Origin of the sequence: Pontibacter ruber (assembly GCF_023630205.1) — a bacterium.
In the GTDB taxonomy this organism is placed as follows: domain Bacteria; phylum Bacteroidota; class Bacteroidia; order Cytophagales; family Hymenobacteraceae; genus Pontibacter; species Pontibacter ruber.
Genome location: NZ_JALPRR010000003.1, coordinates 1,069,354 through 1,086,506 on the forward strand (window position 1 = coordinate 1,069,354; position 17,153 = coordinate 1,086,506).

12 protein-coding genes are annotated in these 17,153 nt (G+C 40.1%); 7 read left to right on the forward strand and 5 right to left on the reverse strand.

Annotated elements, in window-relative coordinates:
* Positions 1-2: 2 nt before the first annotated feature.
* Positions 3-857, reverse strand: a complete 855-nt coding sequence (locus MJ611_RS16375; RefSeq protein ID WP_262921678.1) for an ABC transporter permease — start codon at positions 855-857, stop codon at positions 3-5.
* An 850-nt stretch (positions 858-1,707) separates the two neighbouring features.
* Between MJ611_RS16375 and MJ611_RS16380 the strand changes: the two genes are divergently transcribed.
* The 7 genes from MJ611_RS16380 to MJ611_RS16410 all read left to right on the forward strand — a co-directional run bounded on the left by MJ611_RS16380 (position 1,708) and on the right by MJ611_RS16410 (position 12,314).
* The gene (locus tag MJ611_RS16380; RefSeq protein ID WP_250431290.1) at positions 1,708-2,973 is read left to right on the forward strand and encodes a polysaccharide lyase; all 1,266 of its coding nucleotides are present in this window, start codon (positions 1,708-1,710) and stop codon (positions 2,971-2,973) included.
* Between the two features lie 381 nt (positions 2,974-3,354).
* Positions 3,355-4,212, forward strand: coding sequence for a polysaccharide lyase (locus MJ611_RS16385; RefSeq protein WP_250431293.1), 858 nt, complete (start codon positions 3,355-3,357; stop codon positions 4,210-4,212).
* Positions 4,213-4,575: 363 nt separating this feature from the next.
* A complete protein-coding gene (locus MJ611_RS16390; RefSeq protein WP_250431295.1) occupies positions 4,576-5,577 on the forward strand; it encodes a polysaccharide deacetylase family protein in 1,002 nt (333 codons plus the stop codon).
* Between the two features lie 66 nt (positions 5,578-5,643).
* Entirely contained in the window at positions 5,644-6,774 is a 1,131-nt protein-coding gene (locus MJ611_RS16395; RefSeq protein ID WP_250431296.1) for an aminotransferase class V-fold PLP-dependent enzyme, read from the forward strand.
* 89 nt (positions 6,775-6,863) lie between these two features.
* A complete protein-coding gene (locus MJ611_RS16400; RefSeq protein ID WP_250431298.1) occupies positions 6,864-8,558 on the forward strand; it encodes a GNAT family N-acetyltransferase in 1,695 nt (564 codons plus the stop codon).
* Between the two features lie 69 nt (positions 8,559-8,627).
* Positions 8,628-10,310, forward strand: coding sequence for a GNAT family N-acetyltransferase (locus MJ611_RS16405; protein ID WP_250431299.1), 1,683 nt, complete (start codon positions 8,628-8,630; stop codon positions 10,308-10,310).
* Between the two features lie 597 nt (positions 10,311-10,907).
* A complete protein-coding gene (locus MJ611_RS16410; protein ID WP_250431301.1) occupies positions 10,908-12,314 on the forward strand; it encodes an undecaprenyl-phosphate glucose phosphotransferase in 1,407 nt (468 codons plus the stop codon).
* 177 nt (positions 12,315-12,491) lie between these two features.
* Here MJ611_RS16410 and MJ611_RS16415 read toward each other — a convergent pair whose 3' ends face one another.
* From MJ611_RS16415 to MJ611_RS16430, 4 genes are all read right to left on the reverse strand, one after another.
* Positions 12,492-13,799 carry a nucleotide sugar dehydrogenase gene (locus MJ611_RS16415; RefSeq protein WP_250431303.1) on the reverse strand — a complete coding sequence of 436 codons (1,308 nt, stop codon included), beginning with the start codon at positions 13,797-13,799 and terminating at the stop codon, positions 12,492-12,494.
* A 4-nt stretch (positions 13,800-13,803) separates the two neighbouring features.
* Positions 13,804-14,823: a DUF354 domain-containing protein gene (locus tag MJ611_RS16420; protein ID WP_250431304.1), complete on the reverse strand. Its 1,020-nt coding sequence runs from the start codon at positions 14,821-14,823 to the stop codon at positions 13,804-13,806.
* A 91-nt stretch (positions 14,824-14,914) separates the two neighbouring features.
* Positions 14,915-15,865: a glycosyltransferase family 4 protein gene (locus MJ611_RS16425; protein WP_250431306.1), complete on the reverse strand. Its 951-nt coding sequence runs from the start codon at positions 15,863-15,865 to the stop codon at positions 14,915-14,917.
* Between the two features lie 68 nt (positions 15,866-15,933).
* Positions 15,934-17,094 (reverse strand): glycosyltransferase, encoded by a 1,161-nt coding sequence (locus MJ611_RS16430; RefSeq protein WP_250431308.1) that lies wholly within the window; start codon positions 17,092-17,094, stop codon positions 15,934-15,936.
* Positions 17,095-17,153: the final 59 nt, after the last annotated feature.

Here is a 17,153-nt window from a genome sequence, read left to right on the forward strand (position 1 = left end):
CTTTATACTATATCAATCAACTTATCTCCCTGTTTGTTAAACAGCAATGTTGCCCCCAGCAACAGTAGGGCGGCAAATACAAAACTATAGAGTATCTGCAGCGGGGTAACATAACCCTCACCCAGCAAAGAAAAGCGAAACAGTTCAAACAATGGAGTCAGGGGGTTTAGGAGCACTATCCAGCGTACCTTCTCATTGATTACTGCCATAGGATAGATAACAGGTGTTACAAACATCAACAGGCGTACTCCCAAGGCAACCAGGTTATTCATGTCTCGGTATTTGGCGGTGAGTACCGAAAGCAAAAGCCCCATTCCCAAACCTATTGCCCCAATCAGTATGATGGCAACAGGAAACATGATCAGCTCTTCACTAAGGTGTACAGGCATACCTGCAAAAAGGCTGAAGTATAGGATTACTAATAGGAACATCAGCAGCTGCATCAGAAAGCGTAAAAATTGCGTGCTCAGCACAGCCATGGGCATAATGATCCTGGGGAAGTATACTTTGCTGAATATCTGCGCATTTTCCCGGAATGTGCTGGATGTGCCTGTAAAGCTTTCACTAAAGAAATTCCATAAAATAATACCGGAAGCATAAAATACCACAGGAGGTAAACCACCTGTTGAAATGCCGACAAGTTTGTTGAATACCAGGACATAGGTTGCCAGAGTCATAATCGGCTGGAAGAGTATCCATACGGGCCCAAGTATAGTTTGCTGGTAATGAAGTAAAAAATGCCTTCTTACAAGTCCAGCTAATAAATGCCGGTATGCCCAAAGCTCCTTAAAACTATGACTCCAAAAACTGGTTCTGTTATCTATCTGCCAATCCCATGTGTTTTTAGTTGTTGGCATACTTTTTTGTTTAGTGAAGATAGCTAATTCTACTGCCTAAACTTATAAAATGTTTAGATAAGTTATGCTTATTATGAGATTGATTGAGTGAAAAGATGAAGTTCGTATCTCAATAAGAATTTAATGCCTGCATAATCTCCGGCACTCTTCTCTATGGTTGCTTTCCTGCTACTACTTCCTCTGTTATGACTAACAAAGACCTGAGAATTCTTTTTAATAGTTGTAACCAGTTTACAATGAGAACATTAGCTTATATATTCTCTCTTTCTTTAAATCAATATTAACAAAATATAGGTATCCATCTATTTGGAGGGTAGTGCAATTACCGGTTTTTACTCCCAGTAGTCTTCTAAGTTTATTCCCTCATATTACGTTGACCTTCGACTACAACAGAGTTTTGTCATTTCTAATGTTAAGTTTCAATAACTATTAGAAATATACAACACAATAGAAGATTTTGCTTTTGCTATATTTTTAAAGAAAAGCAGTAAAAATTGTTAATAATATAATTAAACCAGCGCCAATAGTGTGAAAATAGAAGAATTTAGTGAATAATCGGTCTATAAGTTTTTTTAATTGGAAACCAGCGCTTTAAATTTGTGGAAAGCAATTAGTTAAAATATGCAATTGACTAACTGCTTGATAATTGTGTTTGTTTAAGCATGTGTTTGTTGGATCTTAAAAACCTGTTAAGCCTATGAATAAACTTCTAGATTTAAAAAACAATAAAAGTACAACTTTAACTAAACACCTATAATAATTAACCTTGATTGCATTAGTGAATATTTAACGCCAAAAATAATAATAGTGCAATCTTAAAATTTTGATTTTTAACTTTTAGCCAAACAAGATGAACTTTAAACTTCGTAACGTTTTAATGCCCCTTTTAGTAGGAGCAGTAGTATTTTCATGTGAACAAAAAGAGCTTGAAGAAATCACACCAGCAGGCTCTCTGAATGCAGAATCTTCAGGCAAGGCAGTATCTGCCAACATTATTTATAACGAGACTTTTGAGGGTAGCACTATATGGTCTGGGTTGCACAAGCAGTTTGGTACCAGCTATGCCTTCGGTACTTCAAATAGCCCTGTATTTGAAGGCCCTAAAGCTGGCCGTTTTGAACTACGCGATTCTGACCCGATCACCAGCGGTGGTACCAGAGCCGAAGTACTTTTCCCGGAGCAAAGCAACCTGCACCGTTGGTACGGTTACTCTGTTTACTTCCCATCAGCTGATTACGCACGTGATTCTTATACTGAGATCATCAGCCAGTGGCACCAGGGTGGTGGAACAAGCCCTTCAATTGCTTTAGAGATTAAAGACGACCGCTATAACGTAGTTATCCCTTCAGGTGCGTCTGGTACAGGCAGCACGCAGCGCATTGATATAGGTGCTGTAGCTAAAAATACATGGAATCAGTTTGCCTTCCACATCAAGCACTCATCCGGCTCAGACGGTCTGCTCGAGATCTACCTGAACGGCAAGAAGATCCTGAGCCGCAGCGGCTCGAACATGTACTCGCTTTCTTCTGCCTCAGCTCCTCGTTGGAAAGTAGGTATCTATAAGTGGAAGTGGAATGACAGCAAAACCACTGATACCAAGAAGCGTGTGCTTTTCTATGACAACGTAAGAATTGGTAATGAAAAAGCTTCGTTGGCTGAAATGTCATCCGGTGCTTCATCTTCTTCTACTACTACTGAGCCGGTTGCAAGCACTACTACTGAGCCAGCTCCGACTACATCTACTACCACTTCTACCTCACAGGCATCAAGCTTTACCTTGGTAGATGCTTCTTCAGACAAAGATGTAATGAATTTTGGCGACGGCGCTACTCTTGACCTAAGCTCACTGGGTGTAAGAAAATTCAACGTTCGTGCTAACATGGATAAAGTAGGCAGTGTGAAATTCGAGCTTACCGGTACGCAGAACCGTACTTATACTGATAACCAGTTCCCTTACGCAGTACAGGGTGACAGCGGTGACGGCAACTACTACTTCGGTAACTGGGAAATGCCTACAGCAGCAGGTACTTACACACTAAAAGTAACTCCTTATTCTAACAGTGGTGCTAGTGGTACTGCAGGTACATCTACTACTATCAGATTCACTGTAAAATAAAGCAGACTAATTCAGTAAAAGTGAACAGTTGTTGATGTTCAGCATCAACGCTGTGGAGTAAAGGTAAATTAAGCTTTGGTCCCTCACTTAACGCACAGTAATAAAAAAGGGCAGCTACTATTAGCTGCCCTTTTTTATTACTGTGCGTTAAATTTACTGATTGCTTTAAATCGCCTCGTAGTTATAAAATGCATGCCTCACTATCTATGAAAGACGATAACAGGAAACATTTGAAAGTATAATAATTTATCTAAACTAGCTACAAAGCGTAAGTATAGATTAGTCTTGGAGAAGTAGGCGGAAAGCGGAGCAGCTTACCAGGCTAGGATTATGAAAGAGCACCCAAGCTGATTATTGATCTTACTCTAAAGTCTTTTTCTGTTGAAGTACCGGCTGCTGATTATACCTATCCTATTATTACTCTCTTTCACTAATAATCAGGAAGAGCTGAAAATGGCTTTTGCCTTTGATGACATTAATGCAGCATCCAACAGCAATATCGAATCTTCTAACATAATTTTTTGTGAGGATTTTGAAAATGACTTTGTTTGGTACGGCTTACACAAACAATTTGGTACTAAATACGCTTTCAGAGTTGTTCGCAGACCAGTACTCGATGGGGCTAGATCTGGCCGTTTTGAGCTCCACGATTCTGACCCGATCACCAGTGGTGGTACAAGAGCCGAAGTACTTTTCCCGGAGCAAAGCAACCTGCACCGTTGGTACGGTTTTGCAGTATACTTCCCATCAGTTGATTATGCTTGCGACTCCTACACAGAGATCATCAGCCAATGGCACCAGGGAAGAGGTAAAAGCCCTTCTATAGCATTAGAAATTAAGAACGACCAGTATCGCTTGGTTATTCCGTCTAAAGCTTCTGGTACCGGGGCTATTGAGCGAATAGAATTGGGTTTCATAACAAAAGATAAATGGAATCAGTTTGCCTTCCACATCAAGCACTCCTCCGGGTCAGACGGTCTGCTCGAGATCTATCTGGACGGCGAGAAGATCCTTAGCCGCAGCGGTTCGAACATGTATTCGCTCTCTTCTGCCTCAGCTCCTCGCTGGAAAATAGGTATCTATAAGTGGAAGTGGAACGGAAGTAAAACAACCGACACTAAGAAGCGCGTGCTTTACTTTGACAATGTAAGGATAGGTAACGAAAAGACTAAAATTTCAGAGATATCGTTTTGGCATACGCCTTCTCCTAAATTTAAAACCAGATTTTCAGAAATTTAAGGTAGTATTTCATAGCGGCTACAATCGGGTATACAGTCAAAGTATACTTTGATTTACTGGGGTGTGAGCTCATCAACACTTACCTTTTTAAGAATTTAGCTTTCCTAAGCTTTGCTGCTATCCCTTCTTTTACATCCGCCTTTCTACTTACTAACTAGAGGCACATTGTAAAATTGTTTAAATGTTAGATTTTGGTTAGTTAAAATTAAACTTTTATAATAAAATCAAGTAAAGCAAATATAGACGCAGACTTAAAAGGAGGAGAGGATTGTTAGCAATTTCAGTCGAAGGTTTATGCTTTAGTTGTCTGAAATTAATCCCGGTTTTGCTTCATCAAGATAGAATCAGGTTACATCCAAGAGAATGATGAATATGAAGGTAAAAGTCAGGAATGTATGCGCATTCTTATTAGCCAGTATACTTATCTTATGTGGCTGTGTGCGTCGGGCAAGAAAGCGTGCCTTTAATGGAGAGTTTATTCTTTCCGTATATTTTCATAATCCTAGCAGGAAGGAATTTGAAACCTGTGTAAAGTGGTTTAAAAAGCATCGGTTTCGTTTTTTAAGTATAGCCGATCTGCAACAAATTGTTCAGCAGCGACTCCCTTTTCCTAAAGGTGCTGTAGTACTTACACTTGATGACGGGTGGCAGTCTAATGAGGCCAATGTTGTAGAAGTAGCTAACCAATACCAGGTGCCTGTCACAATTTTTGTTTCAACGGAGCCAGTTGAAAAGGGAACTTACTGGTGGTCTTATATCATAGAAGCCCAAAAGAAGAAGCTGGCATATCCTCTTCTTGATAAACTGAAGAAGCTAAACAATGATGAAAGATTAGCTATTGTTAAAGATTTCAGGATACTTCTGCCTTTACGGAGAGAAGCCCTAACGATCGAGCAGGTTAGAAAGGTTGCTGAGTCAAAATACGTTACCATTGGGGGACATACACATACTCACCCTATATTGATCAATTGTAGTGCTGGCCATGTTTACGATGAACTGGCGCTGTCTAAAGAAAAGCTTGAATCATGGACAGATAAAGAAGTCACTTGTTTTTCCTATCCGAACGGGGACTATGGCGAGCGTGAAAAGGAAATATTAAAGGATTTGAATTACAAACTAGCTTTTTCCAGCCAGCCGGTTTACATGACTCCGGGTACCCTGAAAGATATTTATACTTTACCTAGGTTCGGTTTTTTGGAAAATGCCTCTTTCGCTGAAAATATCTGTCGTATAGTGGGGGTTTGGAAGCCATTCACGGGAAATTTCAGAACCTTGTTTTCTAAGAATCAACATTCTAATGAAGTACTTATTGATGAACATCAGAGCAAATCGAGCGCATTTGCTATTGGTCAATTAGCCAAATGAGCTACTGGTAGGTGCATCAAACCAAGTAATGTAATTTCCTATAATTAGACCTTGAAATATAGTAGCATGTATACTCGCCGTCATTCTATCTGGCCTACATTACCGCCCAATGTATACCTGAAGCGTTCTACTAATTGGCGTCCCTTCCCACTAGATCAGACGAGGTGCAGAATATTTTCTCTTGCAAGGCACGCAATATTAAATGCATCTAAAGCTCTTCACTTAGGAAAAGGGGATGTTATTCTGGTTCCTGCTTATCATCACGGATCAGAAGTAGAAGCTCTTATGCAGGCAGGCCTTCAAGTAATTTATTATGAAGTTAATGATGAACTGGAGCCTGACTCCAAAGAATTACAAACGCTTTTATCTCCCAATGTCAAAGCGCTCTATATAATACATTACCTTGGTTTTCCTCAAAAAGCATCCTTCTGGCGGCAGTGGTGCGATGAGAGAGGTTTACTATTATTTGAGGATGCAGCGCAGGCTTTCTTAGCACACCACAACGGACAACCAGTCGGATCCTTTGGACATGTGGGAGTTTTTTGTCTTTATAAAACATATGGAATTCCAGATGGTGGTGCACTGATTTCCACCATTCCTCCTGCGGCACCTCAACAGAACTCAGGAAAAGGCTGGTGGAAAGTGTTCAAAAGGCACGTGAACTGGATTGCAGCACGAAGAGGGGAGATAGGCGCTATACATCTTCTGGTAAAACCTATTGTATCTTCGTTCAAAAGGATGACAGAACATACGCATAAAGAGTTTGAAGTAGGCAATCCATCTACATCCCCTTCAACAATGACTATACGTTTGCTGCCTAAACTGCTGAATAAAAGTACAGCTGACCGGAGAAGAGAAAACTATGAGTTTTTGTTAAGCCATTTAGGAGACATGGTACCATACCCTTTCTCTACTTTACCTGAAGGTGCTTGTCCTTTTGCCTTCCCTGTAGAGGTTGCTGATGCAAAAGAATTTCTAAATAGGCTTCACAGCAGAGGTGTTGTAGGGCTCTTGTTCTGGCTGAACCCACATCCTTCGCTTTTAGTCGCAGATTTTCCGAAAAGCAGAGACCTACGCGAGAAAATGCTGGCACTGCCTGTGCACCAGGAATTAACGAAAGCTGATTTGAAGCAGATTGTGAAAGCCGTACAGGAATGCCGCATTGATTCTACAGCCCGAGTTGCTACTTTCAGCTAAGGCCAATGTAACAGCATCCTTATCAATAGAACCGCTAAGGTAAGTTTGTTGAAAATTGCTACAAGTTAAATTTTTTTAATCCGCCGAGTATGCAGATAGATAAAGGTTTCAAAACCTCTGTATTAGCTCCAAAGGCAGCAGAAGTAGAAATTTTAGTGGGGGATGATGTTTTCAAACTGCTTACAGAAGAGCGTTTCTTGTCAAAATGGGATGTGCTTTCTGCAAACTGCACTTGGGGAACTGTGTTTCAAAGCCGCGAGTTTGTCAGTACTTGGTACAGAGTGTATCAACATGCGTATTTGCCCATCCTTATAAAGGCTGAAAAGGAAGATAAACTCGAAGGGCTTCTTACAATGGCCGTAGCATGTTCGGATTCACAAAGACAAAACTTAGATAAATTGAAAGGTCGCATTGTAGGGGCCGGGCAATTTGATGCCGAATATCAAACATGGTTAGCAGAAGCCACTAATGGGGAGAAATTTATTAAAGATGCATTGGAAAAAATCAGCAGTCTTTTTCCTCTTTGCAATATTGTTTTACGGTATCTCCCCCCTGATGTACCTTTGGACTGGATTAGTACAGACAACAGGTGGCGGAAAAAAGCTGTTATACAAGCTTACAGAAGGCCTTTGATGGAAATGGGCCATCCGGACCTGCCAAAGTTTTTCCGTAAAACCGAGTTCAGAAACAAGCTAAACCGACTGAAGAAGTTGGGTGATCTTAAATTTGAACGAATTACCCATATTGGTGTCTTTTCTTCTATACTTCAGGGGCTCACGATACAGTATGATTTCCGGCAGGGAGCCATGTTCAATAAAAATCAATTCAGAGATAGCCCCGAGAAATCTGAACTGCTGCTTGCTTTGTTTGAGCAGAACCTGCTTCATGTAACCACACTGAAAGTTAATGAGGAAATACTTGCCTGCATTGTAGCAGTATCTGGTAGAGGCTGGGTGCACCTGGGAGGAATAAACATACACACACCTTTTTACGCTAATTATTATTCTCCTGGCTTTGTACATTTCTTAATGCTAGGGCAGCAGTTAGCTCATGAAGGAATAGACGTATTTGATCTGACACCAGGAGGCGATTCCTATAAAGAACGCCTTGCTACAGGGCATGACTACGTTTATGAGTTAGTGATCGCCAATAGTCAGGTTTTTAATTTAAAAAGAAAATTACGAAAGACCATTCAGGAACAGCTTATAAAAGCCGGTAAACGTCCTATGAGCGTAGAACTGTCTTTAAAAAAGAAGCTATACTTGCTGAAGGGGAGGCTGAAAGATATAAAACAACATAAAGTCAGCGCCATACTTGATCTTGTAAGTAAAGAAAAATTAAAATTTTATCGCCTTGACTTAACTTCCTCTTTACTCGAATCTCCTTTACAAGTGCATAAAGATAACCTTTCCGATCTGCTCAACTACGAGCAGCGCGGCTCCCTGCAGACGCGGTGGGAGTTCTTGGAAGAGGCCATGCACCGGTTTGAGGTGGGAGAGCACTGCTACAGCTGGTCAGAACAGGGGCAGTTGCTTGGCTGTGCCTGGGTGGGGGCAGCAGATCAAGAAGCGCAGCGTGTGCACTTGAGTCAACTGCCCGAGGGAGTGGCTCTGGTACAGGGTATTTACTGCCATCCGGCCGCTTACGACCGGCTCTTGTCTTTTCTGGCTGCTGTGGTAAAAGAAGCACTAGGAGAGCCAAATGCACCAGCAATAGTTATCTCTGTGAAAGATGCTGCTTTGTGTAAAGTGATTGAAGCCTCTGGAATAAAGTCACTGTCCTAGTAGTTATAAGTTTCATGTTCATGTCACCTATACTATTTTATTATTGCCCTTATAAGATACTTATGATGTATGAGCATTGAGGTTAAACACACCCTGGAAAAGACTCTTGTTGCAGGTACTTCTACTAAACTTTTGGTAGGGGAGGAAGCGCTGCAACAGTTAACGGATGTATGTTTTCAAGATAATTGGGACAATCTATATAGAGCCTGCTCCTGGGGCACTGTGTTTCAGAGCCGCGCATATGTTACTACCTGGTATCAGTTTTATCAAAAAGAGTATTTGACTGTTCTTGTAAAAGCAGAGCACGAAGGCGAATTAACAGGCTTGCTTACTCTGGCGCAAAAAAAGGATGGAGTTTTTGTTGGTGCGGGAGATACGCAAGCAGAGTACCAGGTTTGGCTATCGTTATACTCTGGTGAGTCTTTTATGCAACAGGCCTTATTGCAATTACATAAATATTTCCCCAAAGCACGATTGCATCTAAAATATATACCAGCCACTACAAAGATCGGCTTCTTAAATAATAATGCTGAATGGCGTAACCGTTGTATAATCCGTCCGCACAGACAACCTTTACTCCATATAGATGACGCCTTAATAACACAACAATTAAAAAAGAAAAACAGAAGGGAAAAAATAAACAGACTGAATCGGCTAGGTGAACTGAAGTTTGAGCGGATCACCGATTTCGAGTTATTCCAGCATGTTTTTGATGACCTTGCCTCGCAGTATGATTTCAGAAAAGGAGCAATGCATAACCGTTACTTCTTTCGCACAGATGAACAGAAGAAAGACTTTCTTTTCTCATTATACAGACAAAACCTACTACATGCCACTGTTCTCAGGCTAGGAAATGAAATAATAGCCTCGAATGTGGGCCTGATGGGTAAAAATTGGGTGCACCTGCAGGGGTTAAACACACATTCCCCTCTATATGCAAAACATTCACCGGGTATGCTCCATTTTCTGATGATGGGTAAGTTGCTCGCTGAGGAAAGGATTGAGGTGTTTGACCTGACTCCCGGATTGGATTCCTATAAAGATGGGCTAGCGACAGACTATGCAACTGTGCATGAGCTTGTAGTAGAAAAAGTATTTAGCAGTTTTAAACGAAGAGCTACAATCATACTCAATGAGTATGTTAAAAAGAGTGGTTCGTTGTTTGGGATCAAAGCGTCTTCGTTAAGAAAAGCAAAGCTTGCCAGTTTGCAAGCTATTAATACTATCAATGGTTTGCGAGGTCATAGTATCCGGATCTTAGCTAATCACCTCCGCAATAAGATTAATCCTGCTCAGTACTTCCTGTTTCAAAATGATTCTTTCAAAAAGTGCTGGTTATATAAAAGCAATAAAGTAAAGCTAAATAAAAATAACCTATCCGATCTGCTCAACTACGAGCAGCGCGGCTCCCTGCAGACGCGGTGGGAGTTCTTGGAAGAGGCCATGCACCGGTTTGAGGTGGGAGAGCACTGCTACAGCTGGTCAGAACAGGGGCAGTTGCTTGGCTGTGCCTGGGTGGGAGCAGCAGACCAGGCAGCGCAGCGTGTGCTCTTGAGTCAACTGCCCGAGGGAGTGGTCTTGGTGCAGGGTATTTACTGCCATCCAGCCGCTTACGACCGGCTCTTGTCTTTTCTGGCTGCTGTGGTAAGAGAAGCACTAGAAGAGCCAAATGTACCAGCCATAGTTATCTCTGTGAAAGATACTGCTTTGTGTAAAGCGCTTACTATGATTAACTCAGCAGTAATAAAATAAGCTGCTATCTCTAATACAATCTGATGTCCTGTTTGCTAATTTGTACAGCTGCACCAAAAAACCTCAACTTTCACAGCTATTAACAACTGCTATAGGTGTTTACTTATTAAACCAATTGTTCCAAATCCAATATTTTCATAGGTTATATTCAATATATATAAACCTTTAAATATTGAACTTGTTTTTATTGCTATATTTTTTCCTAAATTTTAAATAAAACACATCTTTTTCTCTTAGTATAAGTATAATAAATGTAGATAATATTTAATTAAAACAGTGCTTTTCTAGCTTCAGTGTAATTATTTCATGTGTAAATAGTATATTAATTTTAGTTAGGATAAATTAGACTTTGTAAATGTTGAAATATATGATGCCTATGAATATATAGATTGCTACTCCAGAATATTAATATAATAGCCTTAGAAAATATAAATAATATTGAGAAAGGCTATCAATTTCCGCTTCTCCGCTTCCGTTCTCTAACGACTATCATACACCCTTATTGAAGTCAATTATAGAGTCACCCTTCTGTAGATCTAGGCTTCTAGATAGAGGCCTTCATATCCCTGTTGTATAATTGTTTATTGGTAAAGTGTTATGGATAAATCTAAACCTTTACGTCTCTCCCTGTATTTTGGAGGCGATTTGATAACTCTGTTTGTTACATTCTTTATTGCTTTTTATTTTTTCAAAGACACAGGCTATGGCGTATATAATAGTGACCTACTCAGAGAGTTTGAATGGGCTTATTTTATAAGCTTCGTGCTGCTATGGGGATTTATAAGTTACTGGCAGAGGCTTTATGATTTCAGCAATTCCAATGGCTTTAGTAAAAGAGCTTTCAACTACATCAAAGCCTATCTGATCCTATTGATTCTGGTCTTTTTATTTCATTCCTTATTTCCGTTTCCACAAGATATAAGGAGCCTGACTATTGCTATTGTTCTGGGCTTTCCTGCTTTGGGTATACCCATTAATTTAATACTTATCAATTTAATAAGTTTGAGTAAGTATGACCCTGTAAATAAAAAATATACGTTAGTAGCCGGAGTTGGCAATGTTGCCAAGAAAGTAGAGAAAAACCTACACACGATACCTAAATCACAATATGTAATAAAGGGCTATATTGATTGTAAAAAAGAGGACTGTGCGGTTGCGCAGGATAAAATAGTGGGAGATATTGAGTGCCTAAATCAATATTTGAGGGACAATCCAGTTGATGAAATTGTAATTGCGCTGCCAGTTAAGCCATCTAAAAAGATACGCAGCATTATAGAAGCCGCAGATTACCATGGGGTAAGGGTTAAGTACATGCCTGATTATGAGGGGCTCTTTGGTGACAGATACAAAACTATCAGGTATGGCCAATTTGAAGCTATCAATGTTCGTCAGCTTCCCCTAGACGAGACCTTTTCTTTCCTAATAAAGAACAGCTTTGATAAAGTATTTGCATTATTTGCGATGCTCCTGTTGTCTCCGCTGTTCCTTGTCCTAGCTGTTCTTATTAAACTGGAATCACCTGGGCCTGTTTTCTACTGCCCTATACGGATAGGAAAAGGAGGAAAACCTTTCAAAGTCTTTAAATTCAGAAGCATGCGTGATAATGATGCAGCTTTTGGTGGCAGTCTATCTACAACGAAAGATGATCCGCGGATTACAAAGATTGGAAAGTTGATTCGGAAGTATAGCATTGATGAATTACCTCAATTTGTAAATGTCCTTTTGGGTAATATGAGTGTAGTTGGACCAAGACCGCATAGAAGTTATCTGAATCAACAACTACAGGCTTCGGAAGACAAGTACATGATTCGCCATTATTTTAAACCCGGAATTACGGGCTGGGCGCAGGTTAATGGTTGGCGTGGACCTACAGAAACAAAAGAGCAAAAGAGCCAAAGAACAAAACATGACATCTGGTACATGGAAAACTGGTCTCTTTTACTTGATCTTAAAATCATCTTCATGACCATATTCAACAGAAAAGTGCACCGTAGCGCCTTTTAGAATTCTATTTATTAATAAAAATTAACACAACTGAATTCCTTTAAATGATAGTACTTTACACGGATAAACATATTAAAAAAAGAGAAAGGTTTTAAAATAAGATCTTTCTTAAAACAGAAAACCCTGCATCTAAATGCAGGGTTTTCTGTTTTAAGGGATGTTAAGCAAACAATTAAGCTACCAGCACAGTCCTTCATAGTTCGGAAGGCTCTCTAAATGATTTACCCTTACCAAGTCTATTACTGCATGTTTGTCTTTAAGTAAATGGCTGTAGGATGGAGCGTCGAAGTTTCTGTGATTGATAACGATCACATCATTGTCTTTTATTGCTGTTTCAAGATCTTCTATAATAAGCTCTGATAAATGAGGAAGACGTTCGTTTATAAACGCTTTGTTGGCACCAATCAATTTAGAAAGATGTACATTTTTATCATAGATGGTAACATGATAACCTTTCCCAATTAAAGTTTCAGCTAAATCCACAGAGGGGCTATACCTTAAATCATCCGTACCTTCTTTAAAGCTGAGGCCTATAAAGCATACTTTTCTTTTTCCGGTTTTTGCAACCAGTTCAAAAGCGTTTTTTTTCTGATTTTCATTTGATGCATCTATGCAGCCCAACACAGGTGTATTCACATAGTTGTCATGCCCCAGTGTAACAAAGCCTTTCAGATCTTTGGGTAAGCAGGAGCCACCGTAGGCAAAGCCAGGCTTAAAGTATGCCGTGGAAATATTCAGTCGTGTGTCTTTGCAGAATAATTCCATTACTTTATGTGAGTCTATTTCAAGTGCCTTACACACGTTACCTACTTCGTTTGCAAAAGCAATTTTAAGCGCATGGTAAGAATTGTTTACATACTTGATAACCTCTGCAATTTTGATATCTGTAACCTCGATCGGCGCATCAATACAAGCATAAATTGAAGCTACTTTCTCTAAAGCTTCTTCATGATCTCCACCAATTACTGTAACGGAAGGATGATAATAATCTTTAACTGCCGAACCCTCTCGTAAGAACTCCGGGTTTGAGATCACTGTAAAGTCTATTCCGCGTTTCTTACCGGAGCAAGCTTCCACTATTTCGCCATACTTTTGGTTAGTGCCAGGTAAAACAGTACTTCTGATAACTATAGTATGAAACTCATCTTTTGTCTTCAATGCAGCGCCAATCTGTTCGGCAGTGTTATAAATATAAGAGAGATTCAGGTGCCCGTGCGGAGAGGAGGGGGTGCCAACGCAGATGATGCTTATCTCGGTGTTCCAGACTGCTTCATCTGCACACATGGTAGCAGATATTTTGTCTTTTTCGTGACCATCTTTGATGATCACATCAATGTCCTTTTCTAAAATGGTGGCAATTCCTTTGTTAATCAATTCCACTTTAAAAGGACTGACATCAACACCAATTACCTGATGTCCGTTTTTTGCCAAGCATCCCAGACTGACACAACCGACGTAGCCTAAGCCAAAAATTGAAATATTCATTATTCTAGGATTTATAGTTGTTTATCTGTTCTTTCATAAAGCTGATCATGTCGTCCCAGCTCTCTAGCAGCAGCTGCCGGTTACGTATCTGCTTATCTTCATCAAACTCCTTGTTGATGCTTTCATTAATAAAAGGAAGTGCTTCGTTGCCGGGTAAGTGCTCCAGTAATCCCTGCTTCATCAGAACTTCATTGGCTTTCATTTTCCGGATACCGCAATAAACGCTTGGTACTCCCAGCATTGCGCCTTCGCGTGCCATACTGTCTCCGGATGATACAACCAGCTTGGAGTAGTAAATCAGAGAATGTATATCCCCGACCGGCTCTTCCAGTATAGACCAATGCTTTGGGAATTTGTCAGCTATACTTTTATCTTCTAAAGAAAGGACAACAGGTGTATCAGAATTGATTTCTTTGCTAAAACTGCATACGATCGCATCCTGCTGGTTATAGTAGTTAAAGGATTTGTTGCTCACCTCTCTTACAAAAACATACTTATGTGGCATCAGGCCATACTTTTCCAGTATGCTTGTGTCAGGCTTAAACCTTCTTGGGCTCAGGTAGCTCCATTCTTTCAGACAGTTGAAGGTGGATGTTTTCTTGTCTTTATTTACGATAGGAGGGAAAAACAACTGATCGGATAGTGTTGCATTGATGCTGTTTATTTTTCCTCTTTCAGGATCGTCGTAAAACTGTATGATTGGAACATTAGCGATTCTGCAGGCTAAAGCTAACGGTATACTGCTGGCGGCAACACAGATATTATACTTGTTCTTCCTGATCAGGTCCAGAAAAACCATCGTACGCCTTATGTTACCATCCCATACAATTGACCATTTTGTACCTCTGCTGCTACCCACAGCGATCGTGTTAAAACCTTTATACTCCCTCTGAATTATTTTAGGAAGCTTTCCCCGATCGAGGTAACATACGGTTACATCCCAGTTTTCTGAAAGCAGCTCCTGTGAAAGTCCTTTGAAAAGATTTAACTGGGCAGGGTGTTTTATGTCGAAGAGTATTTTCATAAAGATATACAGATGTTAGCCTCTTCGCTAGAAGAGAGATGCATGTAATATTTCTGGAAAAATTCTGGATTAAAGCGGGGTAGCTTGATGGCTATAAGACTATATAACTCAACACCTGAGTATAAATACTATAGATTTTCTGGGAGATAAGATTGTTGTTGAAGTTCATGATGACATGATCCCTGTTCATCACCCTTGCTTTTGAAGACGAAAGAACTTTTAGGCACTCAATATACTTTTCTATCTTCTTATCGATTATAAAACAGTTGTCAGTGCCTTCACAAATCAAGTCCACATCACCCACATTGTTCGACAAGACCGGTAGTGAGTTTAGAATGGACTCTTTTATAACCTGGGGGCTTCCTTCGCTTACACTGCATAGCAACAGTACGTCTGCCGCCTGCATCAGGCATGTCAGCTCATTTCTGGAGTATCCTTTCAATTCAATAAACTTAACAGGTCTTGTCGTAGTAGTAGAAAATGCCTCAACGATCCTGAAAGCAAATTCAGGGTCTTTTACTTTTCTGCTGAAACTGGAAGAAAACAAAATGACAAAATCATCTTCTGACCAGCCGTATTTTTTCCTTGTTGCGTCTCTGAAACATAAGTCAACATCTGTATCAATGCCACATGGTATAACCGTAGATTTCTTTCGGAAGTATTTTGCCATTTTAGGTGATACCAGGATGTTGTGTGAAGCAAAACGGCTTGCCAGCAAGCCTATTTTACGTTCAGATGATTTGTTGATATCACTCCCATGAAAGGTGATGACAATTTTGTAATTGTGCAGCGTTAGTATCTTGCTCAACACTGCTATAAAAGCCCACAACCCATAGTGAACATGAATAATATCTACCCTGTTTTTATTCAGGTATTCTTTAAGCTGAAGAACAGCTTTCAGGTATCCCATTACGCCTCCCTTCTGTATCAGGAAGTGCTCGATGTGGATGTTATAGTTCTTCATCAAATTGTCAGCCTGCTCCTTCACAAAAGGCTTTACCTCACCAGAGGGTGATCTGCTGACGAATACCACATTAATCATATAAGCAATTAGTAAGAAGTAAACTTAATCGTACAGCAATTCTGTAATAAAAAATCGAAGATAGGGTATCAGGAAAGTGTAGCTATGGCTCCTGATTTTACTTTTACTTTCATTTCATTGGTTAAAACAGATTCATAAACCTGTTCAAAAGCTTGCCCCATTTTCTCAATGGAGAAAGAATCCTCTATAATTCTTCTGCTCACTCTGCCAAAAGACTCACGTTTTTCTTTGTCATCAATCAAGTCAAGTATTAAATAGGCAATTTCTTCTTCGGACTCGTTTGTAACCAGATACCCATTTTCGTGGTGGTGTACAATCTCTTTTGTGCCACCTGGAGCACTGGCTATAACAGGTTTAGCAAGTGCCATATATTCCAGAATTGCATTAGAAATACCTTCGCCGTTTGTAGAAAAGAGCACGCCTATAGTACAGGCATTTACCAGGGCTTCTACATCATTGATTCTTCCGGGAAAAGAAATCCTTGTATGCTTAGAGCTCAGTTCTTTCATTCTGTTGTAGAGCGTGGCATCCTCGTATCCTCCTACACCAATAAATGTGACATCATCTCTTAATCCGGTAACAAAATCAGCAATCTTATAAAACAGGTCATAGTTCTTGTAATGAGAGAAAGTGGCGGCCATTACTACCACATAAGGTGTTGTAATACCATACTTGCCTTTTACCACTTCAGCATCAGGAAGATTGCAAAACCTGCTCATGCTCATGCCGTTGTAAATTACCTTGCACTTGTCTATAGGAGGATTGTAAGCGTCTAAACCTGCCTTCGAATTTGATAGTATGACTTTGGAAAAACGAAAGTTGAGGTAATCGATCAGATTGTAAACCGACCACTTAGAGGAATTAGTAGGAGCGCCTGTAATCTGGCTGTTAATGACAGGTATTTTTTGAGTAATGACTGCAGGCAGCGTGTAAAAAGACTGCATGCGCCCCCAGGTATGTACTACGTGAGGCTGAAAGGCCTTGCAGATTTTGTAAAATTCATAGAATACGTCAATGTTGCTTCCGGTCTTTTCTCTTTTTATAACTGTATAGGGTATGTTCAGTTTGAAGAAATCTACATAGTGCACTTCGTCTCTGGTGACTACCACCATCATATCGAAACATCCTTTCTTCTTTAGATAAGACAAAAGTTCGAGCAGGCGTCTTTCTTTTCCTCCACCACGCAGGCTACCAATAAAAAAAAGGATCCGGGTGTTGTTGTTGCTCATAGTAGGTAGGAGTTATATCTGCAGGTGCTTCAGGAACTACACAACGTTGGTTGTCATAG

What these genes read in the sequence shown, in the direction of transcription:
- MJ611_RS16375 (WP_262921678.1), bottom strand. Translation starts at nt 857, where the DNA reads ATGCCAACAACTAAAAACACATGGGATTGGCAGATAGATAACAGAACC.
- MJ611_RS16380 (WP_250431290.1), top strand. Translation starts at nt 1,708, where the DNA reads ATGAACTTTAAACTTCGTAACGTTTTAATGCCCCTTTTAGTAGGAGCA.
- MJ611_RS16390 (WP_250431295.1), top strand. Translation starts at nt 4,576, where the DNA reads ATGATGAATATGAAGGTAAAAGTCAGGAATGTATGCGCATTCTTATTA.
- MJ611_RS16395 (WP_250431296.1), top strand. Translation starts at nt 5,644, where the DNA reads ATGTATACTCGCCGTCATTCTATCTGGCCTACATTACCGCCCAATGTA.
- MJ611_RS16400 (WP_250431298.1), top strand. Translation starts at nt 6,864, where the DNA reads ATGCAGATAGATAAAGGTTTCAAAACCTCTGTATTAGCTCCAAAGGCA.
- MJ611_RS16405 (WP_250431299.1), top strand. Translation starts at nt 8,628, where the DNA reads ATGAGCATTGAGGTTAAACACACCCTGGAAAAGACTCTTGTTGCAGGT.
- MJ611_RS16410 (WP_250431301.1), top strand. Translation starts at nt 10,908, where the DNA reads ATGGATAAATCTAAACCTTTACGTCTCTCCCTGTATTTTGGAGGCGAT.
- MJ611_RS16415 (WP_250431303.1), bottom strand. Translation starts at nt 13,799, where the DNA reads ATGAATATTTCAATTTTTGGCTTAGGCTACGTCGGTTGTGTCAGTCTG.
- MJ611_RS16420 (WP_250431304.1), bottom strand. Translation starts at nt 14,823, where the DNA reads ATGAAAATACTCTTCGACATAAAACACCCTGCCCAGTTAAATCTTTTC.
- MJ611_RS16425 (WP_250431306.1), bottom strand. Translation starts at nt 15,865, where the DNA reads ATGATTAATGTGGTATTCGTCAGCAGATCACCCTCTGGTGAGGTAAAG.
- MJ611_RS16430 (WP_250431308.1), bottom strand. Translation starts at nt 17,094, where the DNA reads ATGAGCAACAACAACACCCGGATCCTTTTTTTTATTGGTAGCCTGCGT.